This is a genomic window from Novosphingobium guangzhouense, from assembly GCF_002896965.1.
GTDB classification, from domain to species: Bacteria; Pseudomonadota; Alphaproteobacteria; order Sphingomonadales; family Sphingomonadaceae; genus Novosphingobium; species Novosphingobium guangzhouense.
This window is the reverse complement of record NZ_LYMM01000042.1, coordinates 1-18,303: the sequence shown is the minus strand read 5'-3', so window position 1 is coordinate 18,303 and position 18,303 is coordinate 1. Positions and strand designations below refer to the sequence as shown.

At 64.8% G+C, this 18,303-nt stretch carries 17 protein-coding genes; 9 read left to right on the top strand and 8 right to left on the bottom strand.

Going from position 1 to position 18,303, the window contains the following annotated elements; translation table 11 throughout:
* The first annotated feature begins 39 nt into the window (after positions 1 to 39).
* The 3 genes from A8V01_RS16070 to A8V01_RS16060 are packed head-to-tail and all read left to right on the top strand — an operon-like array spanning position 40 to position 2,370.
* On the top strand, positions 40 to 849 hold the full coding sequence (locus A8V01_RS16070) for an SDR family NAD(P)-dependent oxidoreductase (protein WP_103096885.1): 810 nt from the start codon (positions 40 to 42) through the stop codon (positions 847 to 849).
* A 4-nt stretch (positions 850 to 853) separates the two neighbouring features.
* Entirely contained in the window at positions 854 to 1,357 is a 504-nt protein-coding gene (locus A8V01_RS16065) for a nuclear transport factor 2 family protein (protein WP_103096793.1), read from the top strand.
* A complete protein-coding gene (locus A8V01_RS16060; RefSeq protein WP_245892603.1) occupies positions 1,354 to 2,370 on the top strand; it encodes an LLM class flavin-dependent oxidoreductase in 1,017 nt (338 codons plus the stop codon). Before A8V01_RS16065 ends, A8V01_RS16060 begins: the two co-directional genes overlap by 4 nt.
* A gap of 24 nt (positions 2,371 to 2,394) precedes the next feature.
* Here A8V01_RS16060 and A8V01_RS16055 read toward each other — a convergent pair whose 3' ends face one another.
* From A8V01_RS16055 to A8V01_RS16040, 4 genes are read right to left on the bottom strand one after another with little or no spacing between them, the layout of a single operon-like run.
* Positions 2,395 to 2,847, bottom strand: a complete 453-nt coding sequence (locus tag A8V01_RS16055; protein ID WP_103096792.1) for a MaoC family dehydratase — start codon at positions 2,845 to 2,847, stop codon at positions 2,395 to 2,397.
* Positions 2,847 to 4,685, bottom strand: coding sequence for an acetyl/propionyl/methylcrotonyl-CoA carboxylase subunit alpha (locus A8V01_RS16050; protein WP_103096791.1), 1,839 nt, complete (start codon positions 4,683 to 4,685; stop codon positions 2,847 to 2,849). Before A8V01_RS16050 ends, A8V01_RS16055 begins: the two co-directional genes overlap by 1 nt.
* A complete protein-coding gene (locus tag A8V01_RS16045; RefSeq protein WP_103096790.1) occupies positions 4,682 to 4,993 on the bottom strand; it encodes a DUF3088 family protein in 312 nt (103 codons plus the stop codon). The genes A8V01_RS16050 and A8V01_RS16045 overlap by 4 nt, the downstream gene beginning before the upstream one ends.
* Positions 4,993 to 6,594 carry a carboxyl transferase domain-containing protein gene (locus A8V01_RS16040; RefSeq protein ID WP_103096789.1) on the bottom strand — a complete coding sequence of 534 codons (1,602 nt, stop codon included), beginning with the start codon at positions 6,592 to 6,594 and terminating at the stop codon, positions 4,993 to 4,995. Before A8V01_RS16040 ends, A8V01_RS16045 begins: the two co-directional genes overlap by 1 nt.
* A 119-nt stretch (positions 6,595 to 6,713) precedes the next feature.
* Here A8V01_RS16040 and A8V01_RS16035 point away from each other — a divergent pair, with 119 nt between their 5' ends.
* The gene (locus A8V01_RS16035) at positions 6,714 to 7,622 is read left to right on the top strand and encodes a LysR family transcriptional regulator (RefSeq protein WP_103096788.1); all 909 of its coding nucleotides are present in this window, start codon (positions 6,714 to 6,716) and stop codon (positions 7,620 to 7,622) included.
* Here A8V01_RS16035 and A8V01_RS16030 read toward each other — a convergent pair.
* Complete coding sequence (locus tag A8V01_RS16030; RefSeq protein WP_103096787.1) at positions 7,607 to 8,374, bottom strand: IclR family transcriptional regulator; 768 nt, start codon at positions 8,372 to 8,374, stop codon at positions 7,607 to 7,609. The genes A8V01_RS16035 and A8V01_RS16030 overlap by 16 nt on opposite strands.
* A gap of 127 nt (positions 8,375 to 8,501) precedes the next feature.
* Here A8V01_RS16030 and A8V01_RS16025 point away from each other — a divergent pair, with 127 nt between their 5' ends.
* From A8V01_RS16025 to A8V01_RS16005, 5 genes are all read left to right on the top strand, one after another.
* Entirely contained in the window at positions 8,502 to 10,088 is a 1,587-nt protein-coding gene (locus tag A8V01_RS16025; protein WP_103096881.1) for an acetate--CoA ligase, read from the top strand.
* Between the two features lie 22 nt (positions 10,089 to 10,110).
* Entirely contained in the window at positions 10,111 to 11,253 is a 1,143-nt protein-coding gene (locus A8V01_RS16020) for an FAS1-like dehydratase domain-containing protein (RefSeq protein WP_103096786.1), read from the top strand.
* A 186-nt stretch (positions 11,254 to 11,439) separates the two neighbouring features.
* On the top strand, positions 11,440 to 12,453 hold the full coding sequence (locus A8V01_RS16015) for an alpha/beta hydrolase (RefSeq protein WP_245892612.1): 1,014 nt from the start codon (positions 11,440 to 11,442) through the stop codon (positions 12,451 to 12,453).
* Positions 12,450 to 13,676, top strand: a complete 1,227-nt coding sequence (locus tag A8V01_RS16010; RefSeq protein WP_103096784.1) for a CaiB/BaiF CoA transferase family protein — start codon at positions 12,450 to 12,452, stop codon at positions 13,674 to 13,676. Before A8V01_RS16015 ends, A8V01_RS16010 begins: the two co-directional genes overlap by 4 nt.
* 54 nt (positions 13,677 to 13,730) lie before the next feature.
* Positions 13,731 to 14,669 (top strand): SDR family NAD(P)-dependent oxidoreductase, encoded by a 939-nt coding sequence (locus A8V01_RS16005; RefSeq protein WP_103096783.1) that lies wholly within the window; start codon positions 13,731 to 13,733, stop codon positions 14,667 to 14,669.
* A 385-nt stretch (positions 14,670 to 15,054) separates the two neighbouring features.
* Here the strand turns inward: A8V01_RS16005 and A8V01_RS16000 are convergent, their stop codons facing one another.
* From A8V01_RS16000 to A8V01_RS15990, 3 genes are all read right to left on the bottom strand, one after another.
* Positions 15,055 to 16,086 (bottom strand): NAD-dependent epimerase/dehydratase family protein, encoded by a 1,032-nt coding sequence (locus A8V01_RS16000; RefSeq protein ID WP_103096879.1) that lies wholly within the window; start codon positions 16,084 to 16,086, stop codon positions 15,055 to 15,057.
* Between the two features lie 116 nt (positions 16,087 to 16,202).
* Positions 16,203 to 17,144 (bottom strand): autotransporter domain-containing protein, encoded by a 942-nt coding sequence (locus tag A8V01_RS15995; protein ID WP_103096782.1) that lies wholly within the window; start codon positions 17,142 to 17,144, stop codon positions 16,203 to 16,205.
* Positions 17,145 to 17,152: 8 nt separating this feature from the next.
* A partial coding sequence (locus A8V01_RS15990; protein ID WP_245892601.1) for an ATP-binding protein occupies positions 17,153 to 18,303 on the bottom strand: 1,151 nt, incomplete at its 5' end.

Here is an 18,303-nt window from a genome sequence, read left to right as displayed (position 1 = left end):
GCGCGAATGCGCGTGAAGGCCGCTGAGGGAGAGGACGGCATGGAACATGCGGAGTTCGCCGGGCGATACGGGCCATGGGCGCTGATCGCAGGCGCTTCAGAAGGAACCGGAGCGGCCTTTGCGCGCCAGCTTGCCGCCAGCGGCATCAACCTTATCCTCGTCGCGCGGCGGGGCGGGCCGCTGCAAGCGCTGGCTGAGGAATTGCGGGCGCAGGCGGGCGTCGAATGCGTGACCGCCATGATCGACCTTGCCGCCCATGACGCGGCAGAGCGGCTGTGCGAAGCGGCGGCGGGGCGCGAAGTGGGCCTGCTGATCCTCAATGCAGGTGCCGACCCCAATGGCTCCATGTTCCTCGATACCGAAGTGGCGAACTGGGATGCGCTGATCGCGCGCAACGTAGGAACGGTGACTCGCGCGCTTCACGCCTTTGCGGGGCCGATGCGCGAACGCGGGCGCGGCGGACTGATGGTGGTGGGCTCAGGTGCCTGTTACGGCGGCTTGCCCGGAATCAATGTCTATGCCGCGACCAAGGCCTTCGACCTTGTGCTATGCGAAGCGCTCTGGGCGGAGCTGGAGCCGCATGGCGTCGATGTGCTTAGTTTCGTGCTCGGCCGAACGGACACGCCCGCGCATCGCGAACTGATGGCGGCGCGCGGAATGGCGGTGCCCGATGGGCTGGCTGACGCCGACGACGTGGCCCGCCTTGGCCTGTCGCGTCTGCCCTTCGGGCCGGTATGCAACTGGGGCGAGGCGGACGACGAGGCCGTCATGTCCGCATCCTCTGCCGCGCAGCGCCGCGAACGCATCCGCCGGATCGCGGCGATCTCCGCCGCTTATGCAAGGGGCTGACGGCATGGACGATCTGGCCGACAGGCGGGCGATAACCCGGCAGCTCTACCGCTATTGCCGTAGTGTCGACCGGCTCGACGTGGCGCTGGGGCATGACGTGTTCCACGAAGACGCGACCGTCGACTATGGCGAACGTGGTTTTCGTGGCGGCGGGCGCGCGGCGATCGACTGGATCTGCGCGGCGCACGCCGGGCTCCTCGCGCATTCGCACCAGATCACCAATGTGCTGATCGAAGTGCAGGGCGACCGGGCGGGGAGCGAGGCCTATGTCACCGCCACGCTGCGGATGGAGCGCGAGGGCAGGCTCATGCAGATGGAGGTCTGGTCGCGCTACTGCGATCGCTGGTCGCGCCGCGACGGTGTCTGGCGGATCGACCATCGCGATACCGTGACCGACTATGACTGTGTCCGTGAAGTGACGCCGATGTACCGACACGACCGGGCTCGCCGCGACCGGGGCGATCCGTCCTACGCGGCGCTGGCCTTTCCCCTGCAAGGAGACGCATGATGAAGGATTTCACGATATCGGTTTCGTTCGACATGCGATCGCCGCAGTGGGCCAGCCCGACGCCGCAGCTTTACCGCGCGGCGATCGACATGGCCGCGTTCGCCGACGGTATCGGCGTGGATCAGATCGGGCTGATGCAGCACCACGGCTCCGACGACGGCTACCTGCCGCAGCCCTTCGTGCTGGCGGGCGGCATGGCGGCTGTGACCAGCCGCGTGCGCTTCCTGCTGGGCGCGGTGATCCTGCCGCTGCACGATCCGCTGGAACTGGCCGAGCAGATCGCGGTGCTCGACAACATGTCCGACGGCCGGCTGGGAGTGATCTTCGGCGCGGGCTATGTGCCTTATGAATTCGCCATGTTTCGCCAGTCGCTGAAGGATAGGGCGAAGCGGATGGACGAAGGGCTGGAGATCATCCTGCGCGCCTTGAAGGGAGAACGCTTCGAGCATGACGACGGCACCGGCGCGCGGCCCATCTTCGTGCGCCCGCTGCCGGTGCAGGAGCCGGAAGACATCGTGCTGGTCGGCGGCGGGGTGCCCGCCTCCGCCAAGCGGGCGGCAAGGTTCGGGGTGGGCTTCGGGCCGATGAAGGGCGATCTGGTAGACCTCTATCTGGCCGAATGCGCCCGGCTGGGCCACGCGCCGCGCCGCTATTTCCGGCCCCGGCCGGGCATGCCAATGGCGATCCACCTATGCGAGAACCCGGACGAGGGCTGGGATGCGATCGCCCCCCACGCCGTCCACGTGATTACCGAATACGCCAAGTGGGCCGAGGCGGAGGGCGATGCGTCCAGTTCTCCGTTCAAGGGCCTGACCGACCCCGCCGTTCTGCGCCATGCGGGCATGTTCGCGGCATGGACGCCGCAGATGCTGCTTGATCGGGTCAGCGAGGTGGAAGGGGGCAACATCGGCTTCCAGCCCCTCCTTGGCGGCTTGTCGCCGGAAGAGGGGTGGAAGAACCTGAAGCTGCTGGCCGCCACGATGCCCGCGCTGCTCGAGGCTATCGGACGCTAGCGAACAGGCGCTGGCGAATGGGGGCTAGGCGCCCGTCTTGCGCAGCAGGACGGTGCGCAGCATGGACAGTGCCACTTCGCCGCGCTGGTTGGTCAGTTCGTGCCGGAACACCACGATGCCCTGACCGGGCCGCGACTTGCTTTCGCGCATCTCGACGACTTCGCTGGAGCAGGTCAGGGTATCGCCGATGAAGGTAGGCTTGGGGGTCACCACCTTGTCGAAGCCCAGGTTGGCGACGAGGGTGCCGACCGTGGTGTCCGCGATGGACAGCCCCACGGCAAGGCTGAAGGTGAAGGTTGAATTGACCAGGATCTGGCCGAATTCGCCGGCCTTGGCAGCCTCTGCATCCAGATGCAGCGGCTGCATGTTGTGGGTCATGGCCGAAAACAGCAGGTTGTCGGTTTCGGTCACAGTGCGGCTGGGCTGGTGCGTCATGCGATCACCGACCTGCCATTCGTCGAAGAAACGTCCGGGCATCAGGCGGCCTCCTCGATCTGGACGAGCAGGGCATCGACCTGCACTTGCTGGCCGGCGGCGGCCTCCAGCCTTGCCACCGTGCCGTCGAACGGCGCGGTCAGGGTGTGTTCCATCTTCATTGCCTCAAGCGTGAGCAGCTTCTGGCCGCGTGTCACCGTCTGCCCTTGCGCCACATCCACCGCGATGACCTTGCCCGGCATCGGGGCAAGGATTGCGCCAGAGGCATCGGCCGCGCCGTGGGCACCGTCGCGCCGCCAGGGGGTCAGCAGCCAGGCCTGCCCCTGCTCGGTCACCAGCACGCCGGTAGACGGCTCATCGCTGCCGCCGTCCACTTCGATTTCCACCGGCTCACCGTCGAGCAGGAACCATGCCGTGCGTCGCGGGGGTGCGTTGAGCCGCAGGCCCGGCGCGATAGTGGCAGGGACCAGCGAAGATGCGGCCGCGCGCAAGGTATCGGCATCAGGCACCGGGGGCTGCGCCAGCTCCTCGCCGTCACGGCCGATCAGGCCGGTATCGACCCGGCCCGCCGCGAAGTCGGGATGCTGCAGTGCTTTGACAAGGAACGATGCATTCGTGCGCACCGGCCAGACGGCGGTGTCCTGCAGCATTTCGCCCAGCCGTTCGCGGGCTTCATCTCGGTCATCGCCCCAGGCGATGACTTTGGCGATCATCGGGTCGTAGAAGGGTGAAACCTCAGCGCCTTCGTAGACGCCGGTATCGATGCGGCCGCCTTCGGCCTCGCCGAACTGCAGCAATTCCAGACGGCCGATGCTGGGCAGGAAGCCCTTGGCGGGATCTTCGGCATAAAGCCGCGCCTCCATCGCCCAGCCGTCGATCGTCAGGTCATGCTGCGAAAGGGGGAGCGGTTCGCCGCTGGCCACGCGCAGCTGCCATTCGACAAGATCGACCCCGGTGATCGCCTCGGTAACCGGGTGCTCAACCTGCAGGCGGGTGTTCATTTCCATGAACCAGATGCGATCCGCCGAAAGCGCGCCTGATCCGTCCGCGATGAATTCGATCGTGCCCGCGCCGACGTAATCCACCGCCTTTGCGGCGCGCACGGCCGCCGCGCACAGCGCTTCGCGGGTGGCGGCATCCATGCCGGGGGCAGGCGCCTCCTCGATAACTTTCTGGTGCCGCCGCTGGAGCGAGCAGTCGCGCTCGAACAAGTGGACGACGTTGCCGTGGCTGTCGCCGAAGACCTGCACTTCGATATGGCGGGGAGAGGCGATGTACTTTTCGATCAGCACGTGGTCGTTGCCGAAAGAGGATGCCGCTTCGCGCTTGCACGAGGCGAGCGCGTCGGCGAAACCGGCGGCGCTGTCCACCAGCCGCATGCCCTTGCCGCCGCCGCCTGCCACGGCCTTGATCAGCACCGGATAGCCGATCTTCGCCGCCTCTGCGCCAAGGAAGTCCGCGTCCTGCTGCTCGCCCATGTAGCCGGGCGTCACCGGCACGCCGGCATCCTGCATCAGCTGCTTGGCCGCGTCCTTGAGACCCATCGCGGTGATCGAGGATGGATTCGGTCCGACCCAGACCAGCCCGGCGTCGATCACGGCCTGTGCGAAGGCGGCGTTTTCGGACAGGAAACCATAGCCGGGGTGGATCGCCTCAGCCCCCGTCGCCTTCGCGGCGGCGAGGATCTTTTCACCGACAAGGTAGCTTTCGCGCGTGGCGGAGGGGCCGATATGCACCGCCTCGTCCGCTTCCTGCACATGCAGGGCATCGGCATCGGCGTCCGAATAGACCGCCACGGTGCGAACGCCCATCGCCCGCGCCGTGCGGATGACCCGGCAGGCGATCTCGCCACGATTGGCGATGAGGAGTGAGGTGATCATGGATGGCGCTCCGGGAAGCCGTGGCGGGTGTGGAGGGCGGTTAGCAATGGCTCGATTTCGTTGACGAAGCCACCTTCGGCAAAGGCCAGCGCGGGCAGGTTCTGGTTATCCTCGCCCAGCATCGCCACAACGGCGGCGCGGGGGCGCGGCCAGCCGACGCGCACGACTTCGATGTTGGTAGCGCGCTCGGGGAACAGGGCCAGCAGGCCCTCCACCGTGACGCAGTCCTTGCAGTAGAAGCGGCGGCCTTCGTAGGCCGGATCGGGCCAGTCGAAGTCGAGCACGAAAAGGGTGTCTTTCTTCGTCATCACATGCGGAACACCCCGAAGCGGGGCGCCTCCTCTATCGGGGCTTCGAGGCAGGCGGACAGTGCCAGTCCCAGCACGTCGCGGGTCTGCACGGGATCGATCACGCCGTCGTCCCACAGCCGCGCGGTAGCGTAATAGGGGTTGCCCTCATCCTCATACTTCTGGCGGATCGGGGCCTTGAACGCCTCTGCATCCTCAGGCGACCAGGTGGCGGCGTCGCGGTGGACGGTGGCAAGGACCGACGCCGCCTGCTCCCCGCCCATGACCGAGATGCGCGCATTGGGCCAGGTGAACAGGAAGCGCGGGTCATAGGCGCGCCCGCACATGCCGTAGTTGCCCGCGCCGAACGATCCGCCGATCAGCACCGTCAGCTTGGGTACTTGCGCGGTGGCGACGGCGGTGACCAGCTTGGCCCCGTGCTTGGCGATGCCTTCCGCCTCGTACTTGCCGCCGACCATGAAGCCGGAAATGTTCTGAAGGAACAGCAGCGGGATGCGGCGCTGGCAGGCCAGTTCGATGAAGTGCGCGCCTTTCTGCGCGCTTTCGGAAAACAGCACGCCGTTGTTGGCCAGGATGGCGACGGGCAGCCCGTGGATATGCGCGAAACCGCAGACCAGCGTGCTGCCGTAAAGCGCCTTGAATTCGTGGAATTCGCTGCCGTCGACGATGCGGGCGATGACTTCGTGAACATCGTAGGGCGCGCGCACGTCCTCGGGGATGATCGAATAGAGTTCCTCGGCCGCGTACTTCGGCGGCCGGGATTCGCGAAAGGCGATGTCGGGACGGTGCGCCGGGCCAAGATGGCTGACGATGTCGCGCACGATGGTCAGCGCATGCTCGTCATCCTGCGCCAGATGGTCGGTGACGCCGGACTTGCGCGCATGCAGGTCGCCGCCGCCAAGGTCTTCGGCGCTGATGACCTCGCCGGTCGCGGCCTGCACCAAGGGCGGGCCGGCAAGGAAGATGGTGCCCTGTTCCTTCACGATCACCGTCTCGTCGCTCATCGCCGGAACATAGGCACCGCCCGCCGTGCAACTGCCCATGACGCTGGCGATCTGCGGGATGCCTTTCGCGCTCATCTGCGCCTGATTGAAGAAGAAGCGGCCGAAGTGGTCGCGATCGGGGAAGACCTCGGCCTGATTGGGCAGGTTTGCGCCGCCGCTGTCGACAAGGTAGACGCAGGGCAGACGGTTCGCCTGGGCGATTTCCTGCGCGCGGATGTGCTTCTTGACGGTGAGCGGGAAATAGGTGCCGCCCTTCACCGTCGCATCGTTGGCGAAGATCATGCACTGCCGCCCGGATACGCGGCCGATCCCGGCGATGATCCCGGCACCGGGCACTTCGTTTCCGTAAAGACCGTCGGCGGCAAGCTGGCCGATTTCGAGAAAGGGCGATCCGGCGTCCAGCAGGCGCTCCACACGGTCGCGCGGCAGCAGCTTGCCCCGGCTCAGGTGCCGTTCGCGTGCCCTTGTGTCCCCGCCAAGTGCCGCTGTGGCAACCTTGCGGCGCAACTCTTCGGCAAGCGCCCGATTGTGGGCGTTGCGTGCCTTTGCCTCGGGGCTTTCGCAATTCACGTTGGTCTGCAGGACCGGCGCGCTCATGCCTCTTCCTTTCTTGCGGGCGACGCGCTGGCCGCCTCTTCGATTTGCGGTATCTATCTAGGACTCCTGCAACGGAAGCGGAAATTGAAAGTTTCCGCCCCTCGTCATAGACAGTGTCTATGATCGACCAGTACCTTCTGCGCTACTTCCTTGCCGTTGCGGAGACCGGAAACTTCAGCCGGGCGGCGCGGCGGGTGAGCGTTACTCAGCCCACGCTCTCGGCCGGGATCGCCAAGCTTGAGCGTGAACTGGGCGCGCGCCTGTTCGACCGCGATCGCAGCCGGGTGCGGGGCGGAGGCGTCGCGCTTACCCCGGCCGGCAGTCGCTTCCTCGTCCGTGCGCGCAGGATCGCGGCCGAATACGAGCATGCGCTGGTTGAACTGAGCGAAGTTGCTGATCCCACACTGCTGCGCATCGGAGTGCTCAACACGATACCGACCCGCCTTGTCGAAGGCTGGCTTGCCACTCACCGCGCGCTCGGGTCCGGGGAGGCGCTGGAAATCCTTGATGGGTCGGAGCGGGATATTGCGGAGCGGCTGGAGCGCGGCCGGATCGACCTCGCGCTGACGGTGGTGCGCCCGCATCACGCCCGGTTTGCTCCGGAAATGCTGGCGCAGGAACGCTACATGATGGTGCTGCCTCCCGACCACCCGCTGGCAGGAGAGAGCGAAGTTCAGGCCGAGCAGCTTGCCCGCGATCGTATGGCGCTGCGTCGCCATTGCGAAGCACTGCCCGAAATCAACCGCTTCTTCGTCGAACGCGGCGTTCGCCCGCGCTTCGTGCTCAAGACCACCAGCGACGAGCGCGTTCTGGCTGTCGTCCGCAGCGGCGCGGGCGTGGGCATGATGCCGGAAAGCTTTGCGAGCGGCCCGGAACATTTCGTGCCTGTGCGCGACTTCGAACTGACGCGTGAGATCGGACTGCTGCACGCCGGAGAGGAGCAGGCCGCGCAAGCGAAAGATAGCCCCTTCGTGGGCCTGATCAGACGGCATTACCGGCAGGCCGATCCCGATCAGGCGTCCATCTGATCGCTGAGCGTGTGCGCGGCGCCTTTCAGCGCCTGTTTCAAACGCGGCAGTTCGCTGCGGAGCGCCGCGCCGATGCCGATCGCAACAAGCGCGTGGCTGGGGCGACCGCCTTTCCAGACAGGGGCCGCGATCACGGTGACGCCGGCAAGGTAGTGGCCATCGTCCACCGCCACGCCGCTTTCGCGCGCTTGCGCAACTTGTGCCAGCCAGTCATCCCAGCCGGGTGGATCGTCCCAGCGCAGTGCATCGAACCGGGGTTTCAGCTCTTCGGGAGTGTGCCCGCCGAAAGCCGCGATGCAGCGGCCGGTGGCGGAAACCAGCGCGGGAAAGCGGCTGCCCACCTGGGTCGACAGCTGGAAGTTGTGCCCTGACTGCGACATCGCCGTCACGATGATGTGGTCAAGGTCGAACACCTGGACGCCCAGCGTCGTCGTGCCGAAATCACGCGCCAGCCGGTCCAGCGCGGGCTGGGCCAGGTCGCTGAACCGATCCTTGCGCAGCCATGCGCGCGCCAGCGTCAGTACCCCCGCATCAAGGGCATAGCGCTTCGTGTCGGGGTCGAAGGCCACGAGATTCTCGGCGGTCAGTGCCCTCAGCACATAGAGGCAGGTGCTGGGCACGAGGCCGAGTTCGCGTGCGATGGCCTGCACCCCCATCGGCGCGCCGCGCTTGCCTAGCAGGCGCAGCACGGCAGCCGCCCGCGCGATGGCCGGGGCCTTGCTGGCCTTCACAGTGTCTGCAACGTCTGTCATTCAATATACAGAATAACATTCAATATTTACAATATCAATTCAGTTGTGCCACCTGATGCTGAACACAAGGACAGTTCCGGGGCGGCGATTCCATGCCGCGTCCGGGCAGGCAGGGATGAGGCGGTTCATGGCCAAGGCTTTTTCAGGGCTGACCGACTATACGAACTATGCGGATGCGCAGGCGCATGCGTCCTCCGCGGCATTGTGGGATCTGTTCGACGGCGATCGGGACTACTTCAACATCGCCCATGAATGCGTGACCCGACATGCCGATGGCTCCGGCCGCCCGGCAGTGCGGATCGCGCATGCCGATGGCGCCGACGAAGTGCTCAGCTTCGATACGATCGCGCAGGGCGCTGCCCGTTTCGCACACTGGCTGGATGCAGAGGGTGTGCAGCCGGGAGAACGCATCGCGTTCATGCTTGAACCGTCGCTGGCGTTCTACGTCTGCCTGTTCGGGGCGATGCAGACCGGCGCCATTTCAGTGCCTCTGTTCACGCTGTTCGGGCCTGATGCGCTGCGGCTTCGGGTGGGAGATTGCGAGCCGTCGATCCTGATCACCAATGCGGAAAAGGCGGAGCTTGCGCGGTCGGTAAGCGTCGGTGGAAAGCCGCGCGTGATCGTTGCGGATGATGCGTTTCTTGCCTCGCTGGGTGATCTTCCGACCCGTTACACACCCCGGACGCGGGCCAATGACATGGCCGTTTTCCAATACACCAGCGGCACCACGCGCGAACTTCCTGAAGCGGTGAAGCATTCGCATCGCACACTGGTGACGCTGATGTTTGCGGCGCTCTACGGCACCGGCATCCGCCCCGACGACCAGTTCTTCTGCCCTTCCAGCCCCGCCTGGGGTCATGGCCTGTGGCACGGTACGCTGGCGCCGCTGGCAATGGGCGTAACGACCGGGACGTTCGCGGGGCGCTTCGACCCGGTGCGACTGATGAAGGCGCTGGACGACTTTGCCATCACCAACATGTCGGCAGCGGCGACGCATTACCGGATGATGAAGAACAGCGGAAAGGCGGCCGACTTCGCTTTTCATTTCAACAAGCTGTCCTTCACGGGAGAGCCGATCGATCCGGCCACGCTGGATTGGATCGACCAGTGGTTCAAGGTTCCGGCCTGTTCGATGTACGGCACGACCGAAATCGGCGTGGTACTGGTGAACTACCCCGGCGCGGATGACTTCACGGTCAAGCCGGGTTCGCTCGGCAAGGCGGTGCCGGGGCAGAAGCTGGAGGTCCAGCGGCCCGATGGCACCCCCTGCGATCCCGGCGAGATCGGCGAACTGATGCTGTGGAGAGGCGGCGGGTGGATGACCACCAAGGACCGCGCGAAGATCGACGCGGACGGCTATTTCTACCATTGCGGCCGGGCCGATGACGTCATCATCTCCGCCGGCTGGACGATGAGCGCGGTCGAGATCGAGAACACGATGCTGCGGCACGACAGCGTCCTTGAATGCGGCGTGATCGGCGTACCGGACGAAAAGCGCGGGCAGGTGGTGAAGGCCTTCGTCGTCGCCAACCGCGCGGGCGATGACGCCTTCGTTCGCGAGCTTCAGGACTTCACCCGCGAACGGCTCGCCCAGCATGAATTCCCGCGCATCGTCGAGTTCGTCGATGAACTTCCCAAGAACCCCGCAGGCAAGGTCCACCGCAAGATGCTGCGCGACCGTGAAGCCGCGAAGGCCGCTGAAGCGGTCGGCTGACATATTCAGGAGAGTGAGAGACATGGCCACCACAGCAGAACCGAAGAACAAGTTCCCCAAGATCACCGAGGAGGGGCTCGACGACTTGCGCCAGCGCATCGGCGTCAAGATCGAGAACACCGTTGAACCGTGGAACTATGAGGCCACCCGCGACGCCATCCGCCACTACGCCCACGGCATCGGCGACGACAATCCGCTGTGGTGTGACCCGGAATACGCGGCGAAGACCAAGTACGGTTCGATCGTCGCGCTGCCCTCGTTCCTGTTCACCACCAGCCGGATCATCTCGGGCTATTGCGGTGGTCTGTCGGGCGTTCACGCGATGTGGGCGGGTGCCGACTGGACCTGGCACAAGCCGGTGCTGCGCAATGACACGATCAAGGTCGAAGCCTATCTGAAGGATCTTGTCGAACATCAGACCAAGTTCGCGGGCCGATCGTTCCAGCAGATCTACCATGTCGACTTCTACAACCAGCACGGTGACCACGTTGCCGGTGCCGACAGCTGGGTCTTCCGTACCGACCGTGACGAGGCCCGCGAACGCGGCACCAAGTACACCGAGGCGCGCGGCCGCGTGGAGCCCTTCACGCAGGAGCAGCTCGACGAGTTCTACGAGATCTACGACCAGGAAGAAGCACGCGGCGCGCGTCCCCGCTACTTCGAGGACGTGAACGTGGGCGACAAGCTGCCGCCGATGATGAAGGGGCCGATGACCGTCACCGGCTTCATCTGTTATGCTCAAGGTTGGGGCGGCCTCTACATCCGCGCCAACAAGCTGGCCTACAAGATGCAGAAGGCACATCCCGGCCTTGGCATCCGCAACCGCTTCAATGTGCCCGACTGCCCCGAGCGGGTACACTGGGACGAGGCGTTCGCACTGGAGGTCGGCGCGCCGGGGGCTTACGACTACGGCCCGGAACGCTGCTCGTGGCTGACCCACCACATGACCGACTGGATCGGCGACGATGGCTTCCTCCACAAGTCGAACTGTCAGATCCGCCGCCACAATCCCGACGGCGACGCCATCGTCATCACCGGTGAAGTGACCCGCAAGTTCGAAGAGAACGGCAGGAAGTACGTTGAAGTGGCGCAGAAGGCGACCACGCATCGCGGCGAACTTTCGGCGTTCGGCACCGCCGTGGCGGAATTGCCCAGCAAGGGGTGAGCAGGGCTTATCTTGCCCGCCGCAGCGGGTAGATTGGGTATTCAGGTTCGATGGAAGCATCGGATGTGAAAAAGTGCGCCAGACCTGCGTGCGACATGGTTCAGCCTGAGCCTGTCGCACGCAGGTTTCGGCGAAACATACCCCCGCCAGGGCGATACGTCGGCGGAGTTTGGAGAGGCCGTGGATATGACCAGCCGCGCGATGCCGGCGTTTCTGCCAGATGGCAGCGTTCAGGTTCCGGCTTTCACCCTGCCGGTCTCCGACCTCGTCAGTGAAGAAGCTGCGGCGATGCAGCGGTTGCGGGCTACCCTGCCGGCCTTCGATGCGGCGGGGCAGGAGGCCGACATTGCCCTGCGGCGTGCACAGATCAATGCCTATATGGCTCCGCAGATCGAACGGTTGCGGGCAGACTTCGCCGTCACCGTCGTGCGGCGGCAGATCGGCGGGATCGGCGTGCTCGACGTCACACCCGCGGATGGAGGGCACGATCCTGAGCGTGTGCTCATCAATCTGCACGGCGGCGCGTTCTGCGTCGGCTGGGACGGCGTTGCCATGGTCGAGGCGATTCCCATCGCTTCGCTTGGCCGTATCCGCGTCGTCAGCGTCGATTATCGCATGGCGCCGCAGCACCGGCACCCGGCAGCTGTCGAGGATGTCGCGGCGGTCTACAGGGCGCTGCTGGCCCAGTACGATGCGCGGCACATCGGTATCTATGGCGGATCGGCGGGCGGGGCGCTGACCGCGCAGGCGGCGGCCTGGCTGGTTGCCCATGACCTGCCACAGGCGGGGGCGATCGGTATCCTTGGCGCAGGTGCGGTGCCCTTTGGCGCAGGGGATTCGGCCTATCTGGCGGGCTATACCGATGCTTCGTTTCCGCCACCTCCGGCTGATGGCAGTACGCCCATCGATATCACGCAAGGCTACTTTGCGGGTTGCGATGCGCGCGATCCCGGCGCCTGGCCCGGCTGGCATCTGGATGTGCTGGCGCGCTTCCCGCCTGCGCTGATTTTGACCGGCACGCGCGCGATGGACCTCAGCCCGGCAATTTTCACCCATTCCCAGCTGATCAAGGCGGGCGTGCGCTCCAGCCTGATCGTCGGCGAGGGCATGGGCCATTGCTACCATTACCAGATCGGCCTGCCGGAAGGGCGTGACGCGATAGACGCCATCATCGGGTTTTTCCGGGAATACCTCGCATGACGCAGCGCGAGCATCGCACGTCGTCGGACGCCTGGCCCGGCCCCCTTTCCGGCGTCCGCGTGATCGACTTCACCCGTGTTCTTGCCGGTCCTGCCGCCAGCCTTGCGCTTGCAGACCTCGGCGCCGAAGTGTTCAAGATCGAGCCTCCCGGCACGGGTGACGAAACCCGCACGTTCCCCCCCATCCGCGATGGAGAGAGCCACTATTACCTGGCCGTCAATCGCGGAAAGAAGTCGCTCGTCGTCGATCTCAAGACCCCTGAAGGGATGGCGCTGGTCAAGGACCTTGCCGCTCGCTGCGACGTTCTGGTCGAGAATTACCGGCCCGGCGTAATGGAAAGGCTGGGGCTTGGATGGGATGAACTGCACGCGATCAATCCACGGCTGATCTACTGTTCGATTTCCGGCTATGGACAGACCGGGCCGCTCAAGGATCGGCCCAGCTTCGACATCGTGCTGCAGGCGATGTCCGGCGCGCTGTCGATGAACGGCGAGGCAGGCGGGCTGCCGACCAAGCTGGGTATCCCGCTTGGCGATCTCGTCGGGGGCATCAACGGGCCGATCGGCATCCTGTCCGCACTTTACGAGCGCGAGCGGACCGGTCTTGGCCGCCATATCGACGTCAGCCTGATGGACGGACTGATGGGCATGCTGGGCTATATCGCACAGTTGGCCTTTTTCACCGGCAGTGACCCGCAGCGGATCGGGTCGCAGCATCCGAATCTTGTGCCTTATGGTATCTTTCCGGCGCAGGAAGGATCAATCGTGGTGGCTTGCCTGACAGCGGGCTTCTGGGCGCGGATATGCCGCGCGATCGGCCGCCCCGAATTGTGCGAGGATCCGCGTTACGACACGCTGGAAAAGCGGCGCGACGCGCGCGACGAAGTCAACGCGATCGTCGCGGACTTCACCACGCGCCGAACGGTCGAGGCTCTGGTCGAAATCTTCACCGAGCATGAAGTGCCGCATGCGCCGATCCTGGGCGTGACCGAAGCGCTGGCACAGCCGCAGGCGCAGGCGCGCGACATGGTGGTGGAGACCGAACATGCCGCCCTGGGGACGATCCCCATCGTCAACCGGCCGATCCGTTTTACCGGCGCGCAACAGCCCGTGCCTGACGCGCCGCCGGTGCTGGGCCAGCATACCGACGCAATCCTTGGCGACGTGCTGGATCTATCGCCCGAGCGGATCGCGGTCCTTAGAGCTGCAGGTATCGTTGCCTGACGGGTCTGCACGGGTAAGCTGGCGGCAATGCCAAGAGGTTGAAGGGAAGAGGGGATGGCACAGCTGCGTTTCGACGGCCGCGTTGCGGTGATCACCGGGGGTGGTCGTGGCCTTGGCCGCGCCCATGCATCGTTGCTGGCGAGCCGGGGCTGCAAGGTTGTGGTCAATGATCCCGGAGTGTCGATGGCAGGCGATGCAACGGCCGAAGGACCGGCCGAGTCACTGGTTGCCGAAATCCGGGCGGCCGGCGGTGAGGCCGTGGCCAGCCTTGACAGTGTCGCTACGCCGGAAGGTGGCAAAGCGATCATCGACACCGCGCTGGATGCCTTCGGGCGCATCGATATCCTGATCCATTCTGCAGGAAATGTTCGGCGCGGATCGCTGTCGACCCTTTCTTATGAGGACTTCAGTGCGGTGCTCGATGTGCATCTGAAGGGCGCATACAACGTCGTGCGCGAAGCTTTTCCGCACATGATGGCGCAGGAATATGGGCGCATTGTGCTGACCAGTTCGATCAACGGGCTCTACGGCAAGGCGGACAACGTCACATATTCGCTGTGCAAGGCCGCCTTCATGGGCCTGTCGAACACGGCCGCGATCGAGGGGCAGCACGTTAACGTGCGCTCGAACCTGATCGTCCCCGCTGCGGTTACGCGCATGTCCGAAGGGATCGACACCAGCCGGTTCCCGCCGATGGAACCGGAAATGGTCGCCCCCATGGTTGCTTACCTGTGCCATGACCAGTGCAGGGCGACGGGCGAGATGTACATTGGCATGGGCGGGCGTCTTGCCCGCGCCTGGGTGGCCGAGAATGCAGGCGTCTATCGCCCGGAATGGAGCCTTGAAGCGGTTGCCGAACAAATCGATGCCATCCGCGAAGGTGGCGACTTGCTTGCTTTTCCGCCGGTTCCCGATGGGCAACTCGATCATTTGCGCCACGGATTCGCGATGATCAGCGAAGGGGGGAAAGTCGCGCAATCGGCCGACAGATAGCGGCGAAGCTGAACCTTCGATTAAATTTCAGGAACTTCGCGGCCCGATTGCCGTTTCAATCATGAGAGGTTGCCACATGCGACGCTGATAAGCAGGTCTGACATGATCAACAAGTATAATACCTATATTGAAGTTCCGCACTTTGATTTGCCCGCGATACTCGGCACAAGTGTAGCGCTCTGGCTCCTGATCGGTGCGGGTGTGGCTTTGATCTGGTGATCGGCGCGGCGGTGTGACGTGTGCGACACGCGATTACATTGCTTGCCCATTCATTTAAGCTCCATCGGCCCAATTATGCGCAAAGCCGCAGGCGCACACTTGTTGGGCTATCCTGATATCGCTGAGTTCGTTGAGGTGCAGATCGCGCGAAGTCCGGGCTTTTGCGTCAAAGGCCGGTGTAGCCGCGGAACCAGTCCACGAAGCGGGGGACGCCGACCTCGATAGGGGTGCTGGGCGCATATCCGGTGTCGCGGGTAAGGGCGGTGATATCGGCATAAGTTGCATGGACGTCGCCCGGCTGCATCGGCAGCAGGTTGCGCTGTGCCTTGCGGCCGCAGGCATCCTCCAGCACTTCGATCAGGCGCAGGAGATGCTCTGACTTGTGGTTGCCGATGTTGTAAAGCGCGTGCGGCTTTACACTGCCCCCGGCTTTTTCCTCTCCATCATCGGCCGGCGGCCGGTCAAGGCAGGCGAGCACACCCCCCACGATATCGTCGATGTAAGTAAAATCGCGGCTCATTTCACCGTGATTGTAGACGTCGATCGGGCGGCCGCTCAGGATGCGTTCGGCAAACTTCCACATCGCCATGTCGGGCCGGCCCCAGGGGCCATAAACGGTGAAGAACCGCAGCCCGGTGAGCGGCAGACGGAAAAGATGAGCGTAAGTCTCGCTCATCAGTTCGTCCGCCTTCTTGGTCGCGGCGTAGAGCGAAACGGGGTGGTCGGCGCGGTCCTCCACAGCAAACGGAAGTTTGGCGTTGCCGCCGTAGACGGAGCTGGAGCTGGCGTAGACCATGTGTGCGACCTGACGGGCACGGGCGATTTCCAGCATGTTGACATGGCCGGCAAGGTTCGAGGCTACGTAGGCATGCGGATTCTCCAGGGAATAGCGCACGCCCGCCTGGGCACCCAGATGAACGATCGAATCGAACGTGAACGGCACCAGCGCCTTTTCGAGCGCGGGCATGTCGGAAAAGTCCAGTTCCTGGAAGTGGAACAGATTGCCGTGCCGCGCGGCCAGTCCTTCAAGCCGGGCGCGCTTGAGGGAGGTCGGATAATAGTCGTTGAGGTTGTCGATACCGATGACGGGTTGGCCCCGGTCCATCAGCGCTTCTGCCACGGCTGCGCCGATGAATCCGGCGGCACCCGTTACGAGTACGGTCGAACCGGATGCTGCGAATACATGTGCTGTGCTCATACGATATGCCCTGCCGCCTGTGCGCTTCATTCCGATTGCAATCTGTGCACTAGAGAAAAATTGACAGCGGGAAGCTAGTCGGTCGGCATTTTTTTATGATGCGAGCTACCTTTGCGTCAAAATGATCGGCGCAAGGTGGCGCCTGCGGACGTGACGTTGCCGGCCTTCACTCCGAAGCTGCGCGTGCCGAACAAATCGAGATAGAGCCCGTCTGACAGTTTCATGTTGGCCGTCGCGCCCGCTTCGAACCAGCTGTCGGCGTAGTGCTTGCTGTCGAGCCGGAACGGCAGTTGGGCGTCAGGATCGTTGTTGGGGCGTACTCGCAGGGCTGAAAGGCCATTGCTTGTCCAGTTGCGGGAGAAGGACAGGCCGGCGTAAAGTTCCCCTGTCTTCCCAAAGGCATAGTCGATGCGCATGGTGGCGTTTGCCGACCAGGTCGGTTCGTCGGTTTCCTGATCGCGCAGCCCCAGGACGTCAGGTGCGGGGCGCAGCAGCTTTCCATCCGCGAACGAGGCTGCGACTGTCGGTGTCAGATAAAAGCGCTGGCCCAGCGGCAGGACGTGGCCGATATCGCCGCCCATCGCGTAGTAACCGCTGCCCTTGGCGCCGGTACTGGGCCGACTTCCAAACGATGTGCTGATCCTGCCGTAATCCTGGCGGCCATAGCTTGCCCAGCCGTCCACGACCCAGTTGTCGAAGTTGCCGCCAGCGCCCAACGTCGCGACGTAGTAGTTGGACGGAAGCGCCACGTCTGCCTGCAGCAGCGTGCCATGATAGCGCATGGCGCTGGCGCGCACGTAGCCGCGACCGACGGTGCGCGTGAGGCTCAGCGACTGCCAGCTGCCGTCAGGACCATCGTCGCGCGCACTGATCCCGGCAGAGGCGGAGACTGTCCAAAGAAGCGGCGCCAGCTGGCTTGTTTCGGCGTCCTTCGTGCTTTTAGCAGCAGTACCGGATACTGCCCGGCCACTTTCCTGAGCCCATGCAGGCCGGACGAGGAGCAGCAGGGCCAAAGATGCGCCCAGGGCTTTGCCCAAGGTCTGATAGCGTGTGCGCATGGGGCGGCTCAGGCCGCTTTGCGCAAGGTGGGTACGAATGCTGCGGGCACCGTCACGCGTGCCACGAAACCATCCTGTTCGTGCGCGAAGGAGACGTCGCCCCCATGTGCTCGTGCGATGGAGCGGCAGACAGCAAGGCCCAGGCCGCTGCCGGCGCACCCTGATTTGCGCGCGGTCTCGCTGCGATAGAAGGGCTCGAAAGCACGGTCGAACTCATCTTCGGGAATGCCCGGACCGGCATCGACGATCTCGGCAACCGCCTCGCTTCCCATGAGTGAGACACGAACACGGGCGCTGTCGCCGTATTTGACCGCGTTTTCCAGAAGGTTGCCAAGCAGGCGGCGGATGCCGACCGGGTCCACTTCAACCGGAATATGGGTGTTGCGCTCGATCTCAACTTTCGCGCCAACCAACTGCCAGTCGGCGACGCTGCCCGCGATCAGTTCGGCAAAATCCAGCCTTTGACGCGGACCGGGGGTCGAGGCATCGCGGATGAAGGCGATGACCTGGCTGATCATCGCTTCCATCTCGCTCACTTCCTTGAGCAAGCCGTCTCGCTGATCGTCGGGAACGTCCTCGATCCGGAACCGCAGGCGGGTGAGCGGCGTGCGCAGGTCGTGGCTGATTGCGCCTACCATCGCGGTGCGGTCGTCGACGAAGGCGCGCAGGCGGTGGCGCATCTGGTTGAAGGCGTTGGCGGCGCGGCCGATCTCTGCAGGGCCCGAAAGCGGCAGGATCGTCGCCGACGGGTCGCGGCCAAGTTGCTCCGCCGCCTGCGCGAAATCACGCAGCGGCAGGACGATCCGGCGCACGAACAGCCAGGCGAGCGGGCTGACGATGGCCAGTGACAGCGCAAACCACAGCATCACCCGCGTTTGCCAGGCATTGGGGAATGGCTCTGCTCGGGGGGCGACGGCCAGCCATGAACCGTCAGGCTGGCGCGCCGCGGCCACGAAGTCTCCCTCGATGAACGGGGCAGCACCGGAGTCGAACAGGGAATTGGCGGTGCGGCGGAACGGGATCGGTTGCACCGCCGAGGGTGCCTGTGCGCGCGGGCTGGCGGCTTGTGCAGGCGCTTCAGCCGACGCGGTCTGCGTAGCCGCCGGTGCGACCACGACCTGCGGCGCAGCGACCGGGGCGGCCGGCGTGGCGGTGGCGG

Excerpts from the sequence above, each read along its gene's own strand:
- A8V01_RS16070 (WP_103096885.1), top strand. The coding sequence starts at position 40 with ATGGAACATGCGGAGTTCGCCGGGCGATACGGGCCATGGGCGCTGATC.
- A8V01_RS16065 (WP_103096793.1), top strand. The coding sequence starts at position 854 with ATGGACGATCTGGCCGACAGGCGGGCGATAACCCGGCAGCTCTACCGC.
- A8V01_RS16060 (WP_245892603.1), top strand. The coding sequence starts at position 1,354 with ATGATGAAGGATTTCACGATATCGGTTTCGTTCGACATGCGATCGCCG.
- A8V01_RS16055 (WP_103096792.1), bottom strand. The coding sequence starts at position 2,847 with ATGCCCGGACGTTTCTTCGACGAATGGCAGGTCGGTGATCGCATGACG.
- A8V01_RS16050 (WP_103096791.1), bottom strand. The coding sequence starts at position 4,685 with ATGATCACCTCACTCCTCATCGCCAATCGTGGCGAGATCGCCTGCCGG.
- A8V01_RS16045 (WP_103096790.1), bottom strand. The coding sequence starts at position 4,993 with ATGACGAAGAAAGACACCCTTTTCGTGCTCGACTTCGACTGGCCCGAT.
- A8V01_RS16040 (WP_103096789.1), bottom strand. The coding sequence starts at position 6,594 with ATGAGCGCGCCGGTCCTGCAGACCAACGTGAATTGCGAAAGCCCCGAG.
- A8V01_RS16035 (WP_103096788.1), top strand. The coding sequence starts at position 6,714 with ATGATCGACCAGTACCTTCTGCGCTACTTCCTTGCCGTTGCGGAGACC.
- A8V01_RS16030 (WP_103096787.1), bottom strand. The coding sequence starts at position 8,374 with ATGACAGACGTTGCAGACACTGTGAAGGCCAGCAAGGCCCCGGCCATC.
- A8V01_RS16025 (WP_103096881.1), top strand. The coding sequence starts at position 8,502 with ATGGCCAAGGCTTTTTCAGGGCTGACCGACTATACGAACTATGCGGAT.
- A8V01_RS16020 (WP_103096786.1), top strand. The coding sequence starts at position 10,111 with ATGGCCACCACAGCAGAACCGAAGAACAAGTTCCCCAAGATCACCGAG.
- A8V01_RS16015 (WP_245892612.1), top strand. The coding sequence starts at position 11,440 with ATGACCAGCCGCGCGATGCCGGCGTTTCTGCCAGATGGCAGCGTTCAG.
- A8V01_RS16010 (WP_103096784.1), top strand. The coding sequence starts at position 12,450 with ATGACGCAGCGCGAGCATCGCACGTCGTCGGACGCCTGGCCCGGCCCC.
- A8V01_RS16005 (WP_103096783.1), top strand. The coding sequence starts at position 13,731 with ATGGCACAGCTGCGTTTCGACGGCCGCGTTGCGGTGATCACCGGGGGT.
- A8V01_RS16000 (WP_103096879.1), bottom strand. The coding sequence starts at position 16,086 with ATGAGCACAGCACATGTATTCGCAGCATCCGGTTCGACCGTACTCGTA.
- A8V01_RS15995 (WP_103096782.1), bottom strand. The coding sequence starts at position 17,144 with ATGCGCACACGCTATCAGACCTTGGGCAAAGCCCTGGGCGCATCTTTG.